The sequence below is a fragment of the Serratia sp. 14-2641 genome, assembly GCF_001692375.1.
In the GTDB taxonomy this organism is placed as follows: Bacteria; Pseudomonadota; Gammaproteobacteria; order Enterobacterales; family Enterobacteriaceae; genus Chania; species Chania fonticola_C.
Genome location: NZ_LXKR01000095.1, coordinates 156,714 through 170,593 on the forward strand (window position 1 = coordinate 156,714; position 13,880 = coordinate 170,593).

Sequence of the window (13,880 nt, forward strand, 5' to 3'; positions counted from 1 at the left end):
TACAAATGCCTTACTTCACGGCCGGTTGCACCTTGGCCGGGCGGGCAAACAGATATTTACCCAGCGTCACCAACACCACCGCTGAGACGATAATCACCAACGCCAGCCACTCGCGCGGGCCCAGGGATTCGCCAGCAAAACCGACGCCGAGCAGTACCGCCACCACCGGATTGACGTAGGCATAGCTGGTCGCTACCGCCGGGCGTACGTTTTTCAGCAGGAACATATAGGCGCTGATCGCCAGCATCGAGCCGAAAACAATCAGATAACCGAGCGCCATAAAGCCGCTGAAGGTGGGCATTTTATCCAAATGCTCACCGCTCAGTTGGCTGGCGATGGTCAGCACCACGCCGGCCACCAGCATTTCTGCGGCACCGGCCATCGGCCCGGCAGGGAGCGAAATACGTGAGCCGAGTACCGAACCAAAAGCCCAACTAGCGGAAGCCAACAGGATCAACAGCGCGCCGGTCGGGTTACCCACCAGGTTATTGCCGGTATTGAGCAACACAATGCCCACCAGGCCAAGGGCGATGCCAGTCCACTCCAGTTTGGTATTGCGGATGCCCCAAAACATGCTGAAGCATAGGGTGAACAGCGGAACCGTAGCGACCATCACCGCGGCAATGCCGGAAGGCACATCCTGATGCTCGGCTACCGTGACCAGGCCGTTACCCACGGCCAGCAACAGAATGCCAATGGTGCCAGCGGCGACCCACTGTTTCAGGGTGGGCAGGGCATGGCCCCGCAGTAACAGGAAAACGAACAGGATGATACCGGCAATCAGAAAACGAATGCCCGCCATCATCAAGGGAGGCCAGCTTGCCACTCCCACTCGGATAGCGAAGTAGGTCGATCCCCAGACAATATATAACGTAAACAGCGCCCCGATTAACGGCAGGAGATGACGATTTTGTTGGCTCAGCATGGGTTATTATTCGGTAGGGTGAAAAATCGTTAGGACACTCAGTAAACCTTAAGGCATGGCCGATAAGCAATGCTTTTTTGCCCGTTGAGTGCTGTCGTGGTACCGGGGGAGGCCGCCAGTCCCTGGCCTAAATCAAGGGATTATGATTGGGAGATCTGGTAGGCGCAGCGGCGGGCACCGGTAAGAATATGTTCGCTGCGCTCAACCTTGGCTTGCAGCACCTCGGTAAATACGTTCAGCTCGGCGCGGCAAAATCCTTGGCAAACCGTCGCGGCGCTGCAGATGGGGCAGTGATTTTCCACTAGCAGAAACTCGCCGTCTTTCTCTTCACTCCACTCGGCCATATAACCTTCACGGCAACGGATGGCTGCCAGACGAGCAACACGTTCACGTAAATCGGCTGCACCGATCATCGCCTGTTTATAATTAATTCGGGTCTCCTGCTCTCGGCTGTCGATCAGCAGCTCCATCGCCTGTTCACCCAGTTTGTCACGCACCGTGCGCAACAGTTGGGCGGTCAATTCGGCATGGGCGTCGGGAAAGTGGGCGTTACCTGCGGCGGTCAACTGCCAGAGCTGTACCGGGCGGCCAACGCCACGGGTTTCGGCCTTGGCTTCCACCAGACCTTCTTTTGCCAGCTTGACGAATTGCTGACGAGCCGCTTCACCGGTGGTGCCGAGTACTTTTCCTGCTTCTGAGGCTTGCTGCGGACCGTGGGTTTTCAACAGCTTCAGCAAGCGATCACTGACCGAATGTGCGGTGCATTCGCCATTTTCCAAGTTAATTCTTGACATATTACAGCGCCTCGCCCTTAATTATTCCAAGATATTGCTTGTTAAATTTAGCCTAATAGCAAGATCAACTCAATGCCATTCCTCTGAAAACAGGACGATAACCGTGATAACCGATGAGAACAGCCGTTGGAGCGATCTCTTTTCCGGCAAAAATGCCGCCAGTGCCATCGCACTGTCACTCGGCGTCGCTTTGCATGCGATCAATATTCTGGTGGCAACCACCATTCTACCTTCGGTGGTACAGGACATCGGTGGGTTGGATCTCTATGCCTGGAACACCACTCTGTTTGTGGTGGCCTCGATATTAGGCTCGGCGCTGTCGGCACGTTTGCTGAGTGGTTACGGGGCGCGTAGCGCTTATCTGGTGGCGTCGCTGTTCTTTATTGTGGGCGCGATGCTGTGTGCGCTGGCCCCTTCCATGCCGGTGATGTTGATTGGCCGCACGGTACAGGGGTTTGGTGGTGGCCTGATCTTTGCACTGTCCTACGCGATGATTAACCTGGTGTTTGAACAGAAACTCTGGCCACGCGCCATGGCGTTGATCTCAGCAATGTGGGGGATTGCTACGTTGGTGGGGCCTGCCGTCGGCGGGATTTTTGCCGAGTTGAACGCCTGGCGCTGGGCGTTCGGTATTCTGTTGCCGATCATGGTGCTGTACGCCGCCTTTACGTTCCGTATCCTGCCCAAAGGTAAACCACAGCAGCGGCCAACGCCGTTACCGCTGATACAGTTGCTGCTGCTGGCTGGCGCGGTATTGGTGGTGTCGGCTGGCAGCCTGGCAGATAGCGGTTGGCTAAATGTGGGCGGCATCGTGCTGGCGTTGCTGTTGTTGATTGGGTTAATCCGGCGTGAGGGATATTCCCGTGCTCGCCTGCTGCCACTTCAGGCACTGCGTCGTGGTTCGGCGCTGGCTTCGCTGTACGCTACGGTAACTCTGTTGGTGATCGGCATGACCAGCGAGATCTTTGTGCCTTATTTCTTGCAAACCTTGCATGGTCAGTCACCGCTGATTTCCGGCTATATTGCGGCCACTATGGCGGCGGGTTGGACTCTGTCAGAAATCCTTAGCTCCGGTTGGCGCGGCGTGGGGATCCGTTTGGCGATCATCAGCGGGCCGATTTTGGTGCTGCTTGGTTTGCTGGGGCTGGCGGTACTGATGCCTATTCCCTCTAATGGCCACTGGCAGGCGCTGTGGCCGATCGTGCTGGCTTTGACGTTGGTCGGTTTCGGGATCGGTTTTGGTTGGCCGCACTTGCTGACACGCATTTTGCAGGTGGCTCCTCAGGCCGATAAAGATATCGCCGGGGCTTCCATTACCACGGTGCAGCTGTTCGCCACGGCGTTTGGCGCGGCGTTGGCGGGGATGGTCACCAACCTGGCCGGATTTACCACGCCGGGTGGCATCGAGGGCGCGGCCTCCGCTGCCCATTGGCTGTTCCTGCTGTTCGCCTTGGCCCCGCTGTTGGCGATCTACAGTGCCTGGCGCAGTGCGGCCATTGGCCAGCCAGCCGAGGAGTCTGGCCATTCTCCGAGCACATCGACTTCCTGATAACGAAACGGTGAGCGAACTAAATAAATCAGCCGCCATCCCTGGATGGCGGTTTTTTCAAGATGGCGCAAAGAAACTTATGTATAACGATGATCACGGCAATTGAAAAAAATACCGAGACGATAAGTTTGGATATTCCCGCGGGTGCAGAGTAGAGAGAGCCCGGCACCGGCCGTAAAAAATGAAGACAAAACCAAGCCGATGATGACGGAAAGGGCCCAATAGGTTTTTTCATGTTTTCCTTGGCAACGACCTCTGGCTTAAGTGGTACAGTATTCATCACCGTTATTTAGTTTAACCTCCATCCATACGGTTGCCGATGGATGGAGGGTTTTAGGATTTGGTTTTTTTAAAGATGGCACAAATAACTTTATGGAGTACCATGATAAAGTAAATTGAAAAAACCATTGAGACGACAAGTTTGGATATTCTCTCTGGGGCCGAGTAGAAATGATTAGCCTCAATTCCGGCACCGGACAAAAAAATTGAGGATAAAATCAGCCCGATGACGACAGAGACGATCCAATAGAGTTTATTCATGTTTTTTTCTTACCAGCTACAACCGCCGCTGCCATTTTTACCACTGCAGCTGCCTGAGCTTTTATTTCCGCCAGGGCCAGTGCCGACATTACCACCTCCTCGGCCACCATCTTTGAAACAGCCGCCGGTTGCAGCGCCATAAGCCAGGCCAGCAGCCATACCTCCCGGACCACCAACAGTGCCTTTAGCCATGTTTGCCAGCATACCTTCGATACAATCGGTATTGCCATACTTGCTATAGAAACCACCGGAGCTATTTCCGGCACTATTATTGCCACGGTTGTTGCGCTTTCCTCCGCCGTTATCCGAACGATCGCCACCATTATTACCTCGTCCGCCAGCTACATAGCCTAATAACGATAAGTCAATAACTTCCATAGGAAACTCCTTTTGATGAGGTGTTTTTTGAGTGTGTTTTTCTAAATGCAAGTTATTATTAACTCATCCGTAATGGTATATCAATGGTTTTTTGAAGAAGTGAACGTGATATTTTTATTTTTAATGGTTGTCGTAAGTTTAATATGTAATATGCTTTTAATTCCCGTGGGTAATCTAAGAGCTTATTAGGCTACCGATAAGGTTGTTAATATTAATCATAAGTTTAACTGAATGGCCTAAAATAAATATTTTAATTATATCATTTAGCCGTTTAATTCTCATTCAAGTGTGAAACAGGTGGGGAGTGGGCAGGTTAGAGGACCGTTGAGCGCAGGGATGCGCAATTCGAGTCTTTATGAACGGTTCCACGGCGTGTCGGTGTTCTACATGCTTCCTATCTGTCGCACCATTATGTAAAGCTATTTAGCTGAGGGGGATATGGGCAATTTTGTACAAACGCCCGATCTCACCGAGTGCTAGAATGAGTTTCGATCCGCGTGGAAGGTAGGTATGGCTGAGAGCGTGAGCAGGAAAGGGCGTCAGGAACAGGCTAATTTCATGCACGTCGACGATCTCGGCGGGCTGGAAGTGTTGCAGGCCACCTATCGCCGCCAGACCTTCTCCCGCCACAGTCACGAGGGGTTCTGCGTTGGCGTGATTGATGAGGGGGCCCAGCGTTTTTACCGTACTGGCGGCGAGCATGTCGCGCCGTTGGGCAGTGTGATCCTGGTCAATGCCGATGATATCCATACCGGCAGTTCCGCCAGCGAAGACGGCTGGTCCTATCAGGCCATGTACCCCAAACCGGAGCTGTTGGCGTTCTTATCGCGCGACCTGAAAACCGTCGCCGGGGCCACGCCCTATTTCCCAAATCCGGTGGTCCAGGATGCCGGGCTAGCCGGGCAATTGCGGTTAGCCTTCGGCATGATGCGCAGTAACGAAAACCGCCTGGTGAAAGAGACATTGGTGTTTTCGGCGCTGACCTGGTTAATGCTTCGCCACGGCCAAAGCCGCATAGAGCCTGCCACGCAAAGTAAGGCACAAAGCCAGATAGCGCGGATCAAAGCCTTCCTGGATGATTTCCCCGAGGCCAATATCTCCCTGCTGGAATTGGCAGAGAAAGCCGGGCTGAGTCCTTATTATTTGCTGCGTCAGTTTCAACAGGCGACCGGTTTGCCGCCCCATGCCTATCAGATCCAGGCGCGTTTACGTAAAGGGCGCCAGCTGTTAAAGGCGGGCAATAGCGTGCTGGAAACGGCACTGGCCTGCGGTTTTCACGATCAGAGCCATTTCCACCGTCATTTTCGCAAGTCCGTCGGCGTGACGCCCGGTGACTATGTCAAAACGCTGAGATAAATACGCAAGCGAATACAATACTCGCCCTCTTTCCTGCGCTATTCTACTCCTTCGTTCTAAGGAGAAAAGAATGACTTACCAATCAACACTCACGGAGCCGCCAACGTTGCGCCTACGCCCGGCCTTGCAGGGTGCGGTGGCGATCCTGCCGCTGTGCCTGGCGGTATTGCCCTGGGGGATCCTGGCTGGGTCAATGGCGATCCAGAGTGGCCTGACGGCGGCAGAGGGGCTGGGGATGTCGGCGATTGTGTTTGCCGGGGCCTCCCAACTGGTGGCGATGGGGATGATCAAGACCGGTGCCGGTATGCTGGCGACCCTGATCTCCACCTTTTTTGTCACCGCCCAGCACTTCCTCTACGGCCTGCGCCTGCGGGAATGTATTGCTCCGCTACCGCTGAGGTGGCGTGTCGCACTGGCGTTTTTGCTGACCGATGAGCTGTTTGCTCTGACCGGCGATCATGGCCCGGCGCGCTTTAACCGTTGGTATGCTCTGGGGGCTGGTCTGGCGTTTTATTTGAGCTGGTTCTTTGCCACTTTGCTCGGCGTAGTAGCAGCCAGCAGCATTGATCTGGATAGCTACGGGCTTGATTTCTCGATCGCCGCGACCTTTATCGCCATCATTGTGCCGTTGGTACGCAACCTGCCGGTGCTGGCATGCGTGTTGACATCATTAGTGCTGTCGATTGGTTTGCACCATTATCAGGTGCCGGGCGCTTTGATTATTACCACCGTGGTGGCGATGTTGGTTGGGCTGCTGTGCAGCAGGGGGAAAGAATGATCTGGCTGACCATTGTGTTGATGGGCGTGATCGTCTTCTTCAACCGCTACTGTTTCCTGGCACCTGGACTGCCGGTGCGCTTATCGCAACGGATGAGGACCCTGTTGAGCTTCTCGGTACCTGCGGTACTGACTGCCATCTGTGGGCCAATCATCGCTTTCAACGGGGATGAGTGGCGCGCACTGCCCGAAAACCCTTATCTATGGGGAGCCGTGTTCGCTATTGTTCTGGCCGTTTTCCTGCGCAATACGCTGGCGGTCGTGGTGTTGAGTATGCTGATGTTTATTCTGCTACGTACACTGCTGTAACCCACGCCCCACGATATTCCCCCTGAATCATTCAGGGGGAGAGCATCACATTGCCATTGTCATTTCAAACTGACGCAACGGATCTTCACGCCAGCCAAGGTGCTGGAAGAAGGGCGCGACGTCGTCCGGAACAAACACGTTGGCCGACAGCGCCAGTGGGGCAAACTGTGCTTGCAGCGCTTGCAACAGACGGCGCGCCTGGCCCTGGCCGCGAAGCGCTGGCGGCACATAAATCATGCGCAGATGGCACTGCTGTGCTCCCGGCATCACCAAAGCAAAAGCCTGCTGGTCCAGAGTGAAGGCGCACGGGGTGCCGGGCAGCTTGTACAGCGATTCTGGAGCGATCAACCACGGCAAGCCATATTGGCCGTCGGCGGTCATCTGCTGGGCAAGTGCCAATGGGTCGATCTGTTGCAAAGCTGCCGAAGATTCCGGGCTTGCCAACGGGGCGTGAAATCCCAATAGCGTGCGGGTGATGGCCAAGCCAGCCTGTTGATACAGCGCCAGTGCTGCTTGATTACCGGCGATCACCTCCAGCGAAAGCCGGCGATCGCCTCGCGTATGGGCATCCGCGATAATCCGTTGCATCAACGTCCTACCTAACCCTCTGCCACGCATTTCCGGGCGGATAGATAAGGCCGCTACACGGCTATGTTGGCCCCGGCGCGCGATCAGGGCCAGCGCCACCGGGTGCTGCTGGTGGGTGACGATGATACTGTGATTCAGGCTGAGGTCTTCGGCGGCAAAGCGGCTGCTAAAGGTTTCGCCGTCGATCACAAAGGGAACAATGTAGTTCTCAAAACAGTGGCTGAGTATTTGCGCCAACTGCATACTGCTGTAGGGCAAGGCGGTGTGAAACTCGAACTGGCTATCGATAGGCATGGCGGTTCCAAAGGCAGCGATGAGACCACTATATCTAGCTGCGATCGGCCAATCAGGCAAGTATTAAGCTGTTTGTGCCGGATTTGTGAGCAACAATCGTGATGAAAAAGCCGGGCGAATTCGCCCGGCAAAGTCACTTCAAAAATAGCCGTAGCTATAAATTGCAGTAGTGGTTATGTGTTAAGCGTAAATCAGAACTGGTAGGTCAGAGCCACGGCAATCACGTTGTCGGTTTTCAGACCCAGCTTATTGTTGTCATCAAGCTGGTTGATTTTATAATCCACATAGGTGGACATGTTTTTGTTGAAGTAATAGTAGGTGCCCACGTCAATATATTTCACCAGGTCGGTGTCACCGATATTTTCAATGTCTTTGGCCTTAGACTGGACATAAGCCAGTGACGGGCGTAGGCCAAAGTCGAACTGATATTGTGCAACCACTTCCACGTTCTGGGTTTTATTGGCAAATCCGCTTACGGAGGCTGGGGCATTATTAATGGTCGCGGTGCCGGAAATTGGCGTCAGGTTATGGGTTTCGGCATAGGTAGCGGCCAGATACACGCTGTTGGCGTCGTATTTCAGGCCGGTTGCCCACACGTCGGCTTTATCACCTTTGCCATAGCTGCTCTGTTTCTGGCCGGTAGTCCGGTTAGAAGAGGCATAGGCGGCCGTAACGCTGACGCCATCGATGATTTCGTAGCTGGAAGACAGACCGAAGCCGTCGCCGTTAGCTTTGCTGTTGGCGCGGGCATCGTTTTCGTTCTTGCCCTGGTACTGCAACGCAAACTTCAGGCCGTCGACCAGGCCGAAGAAGTCGTTGTTACGATAGGTGGCCACACCGTTGGCGCGGCCGGTCATAAAGTTGTCGGTTTTGATATAAGTGTCATCGCCGAATTCCGGCAGCATATCCGTCCAGGCTGCAACGTCGTAAATAATACCGTAGTTACGGCCATAGTCGAATGAACCAAAGTTTTTCACTTTCAGGCCAGCAAAACCAAGACGGGTTTTAGTGTCTTTAGTGCCATCCGATTCGCTATGGTTGGCGGCGATCTGATATTCCCACTGGCCATAGCCGGTGAGCATATCGTTAATCTGGGTTGCCCCTTTAAAGCCGATACGCACGTAGGTTTTATCACCATCATTGCTGGTGTCGTCAGAGAAATAGTGCAGTGCTTTTACCCGACCATAAAAATCAAGCTTATTGCCATCTTTATTGTAGATCTCTGCTGCCTGTGCGGTCTGGGCAATGAAAAGTGCCGCAATAACGGCAAGAAGATTAGGTTTCATGGTGTTCCCTTATTTAATATACCCTATAGATTTCAAACTGCGGCTAGGCGCCAAACTATCTCATCCTCAGGAGCTTACTTATAGTAAGTGACCGGGGTGAGATAGTGCCGGTAACAACGCGGCAGTTTGAAAGATGACGGGTATACGATTGAAAGACGCTTATCATCAGTTGTCTCGTTGTTTTACTTTGCTGCCAGAGTTAGCGCAGCGCAGATTTTTTACCGCAGTTGTGTGATGTATTTATGACAGATCAGGTGAATGGATATCGAATGGTGAAAAATAACCCAAGAGGTGCGTTTTTTGTTGCAGATAGGCGGGGGTCTGTTGTGCAAACATGCGAGGTTGTGCGCAAAAAATTCAATGTCCCACAGTGGGAGAAGGGACTTCCTTAAAGCGTGTTTCGCAATGTTGGCAAACCAACCGTAACTCGGGCTGACGCCGCGGGCGGTCTGTGGGACAATAGCGCCATCATTTCGTTTAGATAAGAGTTGAATGGCGCTTTCCCCCGCAGTTAAAGATCAGATCGGCCAGTGGTACAAAGCCCTGCAGCAGCAAATACCGGATTTTATTTCGCGTGCCCCTCAGCGGCAGATGATTGCCGAAGTGGCGAAGACCCTGGCCGGGGATTACCCGCGCCATCTGGCGATCGAAGCGCCCACCGGCGTGGGTAAAACGCTCTCGTACCTGATACCGGGTATTGCCGTTGGCCGTGCCGAAAGCAAACCGCTGGTGGTCAGTACCGCCAACGTGGCGCTGCAGGATCAGATCTACAGCAAAGATTTACCGCTGTTGAAAAAGATCATTCCCGATCTGAAATTCACCGGTGCGTTTGGCCGTGGGCGCTATGTTTGCCCGCGCAATCTGGCGGCGATGAGCACCGACGTGGTCGAGCAGGGCGATCTGATGCTGTATCTGGACGAAGACGAACTGGCGCCATCCAATGGTGAAGAGCAGGCGCTGTGCCAAAAGCTGGCGAAAGCCCTGGCGCGCCATGAATGGGATGGCCTGCGCGATCACTACCAGCTATCGATTGATGACCCCCTATGGGGCAAGCTGAGTACCGACAAGGCCAACTGCCTGGGGCGCAACTGCCACTATATTCGTGAATGTCCGTTCTATATCGCCCGCAAAGAAATTGAAACCGCCGATGTGGTGGTAGCCAACCATGCGTTGGTGATGGCGGCGCTGGAAACCGAGTCGGTATTGCCGAACCCGAAAGAGCTGCTGCTGGTGCTGGACGAAGGCCATCATCTACCGGAGGTGGCGCGGGATGCGCTGGAGATTGACGGTGAGATCACCGCGCTGTCAACAAACCTCCAGCTCGATATGATCGTGCGCCAGGTAGAACAGTGCATGATGCAGTACCGGCCAAAGAACCCACCGGGGTTGGCCAATAGCGAACGGCTAAAAAACCACTGCGAAGAATTGCGTGAGTTGATCCAGATTTTTGAGCACCAGGCCAACGCCTATCTGCCGCCAGACAGCGGCAACGCCGAATATCGCTTCGAAATGGGCGAACTGCCTGCGGAGATGGTCGAGATCTGCGCGCGTCTGTTCAAACTGACGGACGGCCTGCGCGGCCTGGCTGAGTTTATTCTTAACGACCTCACAGAGCAGACCGGCAAGCACGACATTGTGCGACTGCATCGTTCCATCATCCAGATGAGCCGCACGCTGGGCTATCTGGAGGCGATGAGCAAACTGTGGCGGTTGGCGGCAATGGATAAATCCTCCAATGCGCCGATCTCCAAATGGATTGCGCGTGAACTACGCGATAACGTTACCCATCTTTACCTGCATTGCGTGGGCATCCGCGTCAGCGAACAGTTGGAAAAACTGCTGTGGCGCAAGGTGCCGCATGTGGTGATCACCTCGGCAACGTTACGTTCATTGAATAGCTTTTCACGGCTGCAAGAGATGAGCGGGCTGAGCGAAAAGGCGGGCGATCGCTTCGAAACGCTGTCTTCGCCGTTTAATCACGTCGAACAGGGTAAAATCGTCATTCCCAAGATGCGTTTTGAACCGGCGATGGCCAACGAGGCCGAGCATCTGGAAGAGATGGCGCGCTTTTTCCGTGGCGAGCAGGCTAGCGGTCAGCATAAAGGGATGCTGATCCTGTTTAGCAGCCACCGTGCGATGCAGACCTTCCTCAGCTATGTCACCGATCTGCGTCTGATGTTGCTGGTGCAGGGCGATCAGCCACGCTACCGGCTGGTGGAAGAACACCGTAAGCGGGTAGAGAAGGGCACTGCCAGCGTGTTGGTCGGGCTACAGTCATTTGCCGAAGGCTTGGATCTGAAAGGTGAACTGCTGACCCAGGTGCATATCCACAAGATTGCCTTCCCGCCGATCGACAGCCCGGTGATCCTCACCGAGGGTGAATGGCTTAAATCTCTCAATCGTTACCCGTTTGAGGTGCAGAGTTTGCCAAGCGCGTCGTTTAACCTGATCCAACAGGTGGGTCGTCTGATCCGCAGCAACGAGTGCCATGGTGAGATCGTGATTTATGACCGCCGCCTGTTGACCAAGAGTTACGGTTCACGCCTGTTGGCAGCGTTGCCAGTGTTCCCGATCGAACAGCGCGAGGTTCCGGAAGCGGACAAAGCCCATAAGGCGGCGTTAAAATCTGCAGCAGAGGCCACCAAGAAAGAGAAAAAGCGCAAGAATCCGTTTGCTCGCCGCCGTACCCGCTGATTACAGCATTGCCTCAAAGGCAGCACTGGCTGGGCAATCAGGCTGTGCGCTGTACATGACCAACCGCAGGTGGTTGTCTTCATCGACAATAAACGAGGCGTGTTCAAACGTCACTTCGCCTACCCCTGCAACCAGGAAAGTGCGTTGTCCCTGGCAGCGGCCATGAATATCGTGCTGTTGCCACAGCTGGCGAAATTGGGGGGACACATCGCTCAGAGCCTGAACGCGTTGCAACATGGTGGCATCTTGCGGGGCGCGGGCGTAATCACGGCGAAAGCTGGCCAGAATTTGTGGGGCCTGCTCCAGCCATCCTATCAACCGCTGATTGAGTTCGGGATCGGCAAACAGCATCCACAGCATATTGCGCTGTTCTGGCTGACGTTCAGCGAGGGTAAACAGGCGGTCCGCCGCCGGGTTCCAGGCGATAATATCCCAACTCAGGTTCATTACATAGGCCGGGCGTAGGGTGAGATCGTCCAGCAAGCGGCGTACCAAGGGGGTAACCTGGCACCATTGATGGCCTGCTACCACCGGTGGCCGCTGATGCGCCAGTAAAAACAGATGATAGCGTTCGGTGGCATCCAGCTTCAGAACCCGTGCCAGATCCTCCAAAAACTCCACCGAAGCGTTGATTTCCCGCCCCTGTTCCAGCCAGGTGTACCAGGTCAGGCCCACGCCAGCTAATGCAGCAACCTCTTCGCGTCTTAGCCCAGGCGTACGCCGCCGCGTACCGCTCGGCAGGCCAACGGCCTGGGGAGAGAGTTTTTCACGCTTCATACGCAGAAAGTCTGCCAACTCTTGGCGGGTTCTATTTAGGGTACGTGGTGGCATCGGCGGGTCCTGTTACTTTCAGTAATAGTATAACTGGCTATATAGTAACAGTTTAAAGCATGTTCCATACTGCCGCCATCATGTTATCAGGAGGCGTTATGGAGCATACCTTGTCTGACAGAAAGGCCGGATTACCTGGGCTACCGGTGTTGCTACTCGGTGGGTTCGTCACCATGTTCGATTTGTTTGTGGTTAACGTGGCGGTGCCGGTGATCCAGCAGCAGTTCAACGCCAGCTTTGCCGGGGTTGGGTTGATTATCGCGGGTTATGAACTGGCTTTTGGTATTTTACTGATTGCTGGTGGGCGATTGGGGGATCGTTTCGGTCGGCGGCGTATGTTTAGCTACGGTATGTTGGCTTTTGCGTTGACCTCGATGCTTTGCGGTCTGGCGGGTTCGCTGTGGGTCCTGATTGTTGCCCGCTTTTTGCAAGGTGCAGCGGCAGCGCTACTGTTTCCGCAAATTTATGCGTTATTGCGTGTGCTATATGGATGGCGAAGAGCAGCGGCGGCGAGCCTTTGCTCGTTTGGGGATGACCCTAGGGTTGGCGGCGATTTGTGGCCAGGTGTTGGGCGGTTTTATTATCGAGGCCAATATTCTGGGCAGCAGTTGGCGCATGATTTTTCTGATCAACCTGCCGATTGGCGTGCTGGCGGCGTTGGCGGCGCGACGCATTCCTGAGTCCAGACTGGCGCAGGCCCAGCGGCTCGATGCTAAAGGTCTGCTGCTGGCCGCTGGCGGTTTGCTGCTGTTACTGTTCCCGTTACTGGAAGGCCCATCGCGTCACTGGCCTTGGTGGATTGCGCCGATGATGGTGTTGGCAGTGGGGCTGTTAGCTTGGTTTGTGCGTTGGGAACGGCAACTTGCCCGTCACTCCGGTGATGCGGTGCTCGATCTGGCGCTATTTCGCCAAGGTCACTTTGCCCGCGGCACGGTAATTGTGCTGGCGATTTACTCCACCGCATCCTCATTCTTCCTCTGTTTTGCCCTACTGTTACAGGCCGGAATAGGGCTGACGCCGTTCCAGGCGGGTTGCCTGTTCGCTCCGGCCAGCGCCGCCTTTATGCTGGCCTCCTTTTTGGCTCCGGGCTGGGTGCAACGCTGGGGGAATATTGTGTTGGCTGGCGGGGTGGTGGTCTACGCCAGTGGTATGGTATTGCTGGTGGTGCAGGTGCTATGGGGACGCGCGTTCAGCCATCCGTTACAACTGTTACCCGGCCTGATGATTTTGGGCTTTGGTCAGGCATTGAGCATGACGCCATTGCTTAATTGGGTGCTTGGCCTGGCGAAGGAGCAACAGGCGGGTATGGCAGCAGGCTTGGTGTCTACGGTGCAGCAGGTAGGCGGTGCTCTGGGGATAGCGGCCAGCGGCATGTTCTTTGTTCCGCTGCTGGCCGGGGGTGCAGAGCCACAGCACTATGCCAGAGCCTTTGCTGGTGCTATGGGCTACAACCTGCTGGCGATGCTGGTTGCTTTGATCCTGCTGCTCTTTACCCACCGGCAGTTAGGCAGGGGCGGTTAACGCATTATTGCGCCGGTTTGCCCGGCGCAATAATGCTA

At 54.7% G+C, this 13,880-nt stretch carries 11 protein-coding genes and 1 pseudogene; 6 read left to right on the forward strand and 6 right to left on the reverse strand.

Features of this window, described 5'->3' with window-relative positions:
- Positions 1-10 precede the first annotated feature (10 nt).
- Both yedA and A6U95_RS27670 read right to left on the reverse strand, forming a co-directional pair.
- Positions 11-925, reverse strand: a complete 915-nt coding sequence (gene yedA / locus A6U95_RS27665) for a drug/metabolite exporter YedA (protein WP_024527478.1) — start codon at positions 923-925, stop codon at positions 11-13.
- Positions 926-1,065: 140 nt separating this feature from the next.
- Positions 1,066-1,719, reverse strand: a complete 654-nt coding sequence (locus A6U95_RS27670) for a metalloregulator ArsR/SmtB family transcription factor (protein WP_065686825.1) — start codon at positions 1,717-1,719, stop codon at positions 1,066-1,068.
- 103 nt (positions 1,720-1,822) lie between these two features.
- Between A6U95_RS27670 and A6U95_RS27675 the strand changes: the two genes are divergently transcribed.
- Positions 1,823-3,268 carry an MFS transporter gene (locus A6U95_RS27675; RefSeq protein WP_065686826.1) on the forward strand — a complete coding sequence of 482 codons (1,446 nt, stop codon included), beginning with the start codon at positions 1,823-1,825 and terminating at the stop codon, positions 3,266-3,268.
- 549 nt (positions 3,269-3,817) lie between these two features.
- Here A6U95_RS27675 and A6U95_RS27685 read toward each other — a convergent pair.
- The gene (locus A6U95_RS27685; RefSeq protein WP_065686828.1) at positions 3,818-4,186 is read right to left on the reverse strand and encodes a hypothetical protein; all 369 of its coding nucleotides are present in this window, start codon (positions 4,184-4,186) and stop codon (positions 3,818-3,820) included.
- Positions 4,187-4,696: 510 nt separating this feature from the next.
- Between A6U95_RS27685 and A6U95_RS27690 the strand changes: the two genes are divergently transcribed.
- The 3 genes from A6U95_RS27690 to A6U95_RS27700 all read left to right on the forward strand — a co-directional run bounded on the left by A6U95_RS27690 (position 4,697) and on the right by A6U95_RS27700 (position 6,628).
- Complete coding sequence (locus tag A6U95_RS27690; RefSeq protein WP_065686829.1) at positions 4,697-5,542, forward strand: AraC family transcriptional regulator; 846 nt, start codon at positions 4,697-4,699, stop codon at positions 5,540-5,542.
- 70 nt (positions 5,543-5,612) lie between these two features.
- On the forward strand, positions 5,613-6,320 hold the full coding sequence (locus A6U95_RS27695) for an AzlC family ABC transporter permease (protein ID WP_065686830.1): 708 nt from the start codon (positions 5,613-5,615) through the stop codon (positions 6,318-6,320).
- Positions 6,317-6,628 carry an AzlD domain-containing protein gene (locus tag A6U95_RS27700; RefSeq protein WP_021805142.1) on the forward strand — a complete coding sequence of 104 codons (312 nt, stop codon included), beginning with the start codon at positions 6,317-6,319 and terminating at the stop codon, positions 6,626-6,628. The genes A6U95_RS27695 and A6U95_RS27700 overlap by 4 nt, the downstream gene beginning before the upstream one ends.
- Before the next feature lie 45 nt (positions 6,629-6,673).
- Here the strand turns inward: A6U95_RS27700 and A6U95_RS27705 are convergent, their stop codons facing one another.
- Together A6U95_RS27705 and ompC are read right to left on the reverse strand one after the other, a co-directional pair.
- The gene (locus tag A6U95_RS27705) at positions 6,674-7,510 is read right to left on the reverse strand and encodes a GNAT family N-acetyltransferase (protein ID WP_065686831.1); all 837 of its coding nucleotides are present in this window, start codon (positions 7,508-7,510) and stop codon (positions 6,674-6,676) included.
- 191 nt (positions 7,511-7,701) lie between these two features.
- On the reverse strand, positions 7,702-8,796 hold the full coding sequence (ompC, locus tag A6U95_RS27710; RefSeq protein ID WP_065686832.1) for a porin OmpC: 1,095 nt from the start codon (positions 8,794-8,796) through the stop codon (positions 7,702-7,704).
- Between the two features lie 492 nt (positions 8,797-9,288).
- On the opposite strand from ompC, the gene dinG reads away from it, so the two are divergent.
- Positions 9,289-11,490 (forward strand): ATP-dependent DNA helicase DinG, encoded by a 2,202-nt coding sequence (gene dinG, locus A6U95_RS27715; protein ID WP_065686833.1) that lies wholly within the window; start codon positions 9,289-9,291, stop codon positions 11,488-11,490.
- Here the strand turns inward: dinG and A6U95_RS27720 are convergent, their stop codons facing one another.
- Positions 11,491-12,321 carry a helix-turn-helix transcriptional regulator gene (locus A6U95_RS27720; protein ID WP_065686834.1) on the reverse strand — a complete coding sequence of 277 codons (831 nt, stop codon included), beginning with the start codon at positions 12,319-12,321 and terminating at the stop codon, positions 11,491-11,493.
- Between the two features lie 98 nt (positions 12,322-12,419).
- Between A6U95_RS27720 and A6U95_RS27725 the strand changes: the two are divergent.
- Positions 12,420-13,842 (forward strand): annotated as a pseudogene (locus A6U95_RS27725) (MFS transporter).
- The last annotated feature ends 38 nt before the right edge of the window (positions 13,843-13,880 follow it).

Bases quoted from the DNA above. Each gene is read 5' to 3' on its own strand.
- yedA (WP_024527478.1), bottom strand. From the start codon at position 925: ATGCTGAGCCAACAAAATCGTCATCTCCTGCCGTTAATCGGGGCGCTG.
- A6U95_RS27670 (WP_065686825.1), bottom strand. From the start codon at position 1,719: ATGTCAAGAATTAACTTGGAAAATGGCGAATGCACCGCACATTCGGTC.
- A6U95_RS27685 (WP_065686828.1), bottom strand. From the start codon at position 4,186: ATGGAAGTTATTGACTTATCGTTATTAGGCTATGTAGCTGGCGGACGA.
- A6U95_RS27690 (WP_065686829.1), top strand. From the start codon at position 4,697: ATGGCTGAGAGCGTGAGCAGGAAAGGGCGTCAGGAACAGGCTAATTTC.
- A6U95_RS27695 (WP_065686830.1), top strand. From the start codon at position 5,613: ATGACTTACCAATCAACACTCACGGAGCCGCCAACGTTGCGCCTACGC.
- A6U95_RS27700 (WP_021805142.1), top strand. From the start codon at position 6,317: ATGATCTGGCTGACCATTGTGTTGATGGGCGTGATCGTCTTCTTCAAC.
- A6U95_RS27705 (WP_065686831.1), bottom strand. From the start codon at position 7,510: ATGCCTATCGATAGCCAGTTCGAGTTTCACACCGCCTTGCCCTACAGC.
- ompC (WP_065686832.1), bottom strand. From the start codon at position 8,796: ATGAAACCTAATCTTCTTGCCGTTATTGCGGCACTTTTCATTGCCCAG.
- dinG (WP_065686833.1), top strand. From the start codon at position 9,289: ATGGCGCTTTCCCCCGCAGTTAAAGATCAGATCGGCCAGTGGTACAAA.
- A6U95_RS27720 (WP_065686834.1), bottom strand. From the start codon at position 12,321: ATGCCACCACGTACCCTAAATAGAACCCGCCAAGAGTTGGCAGACTTT.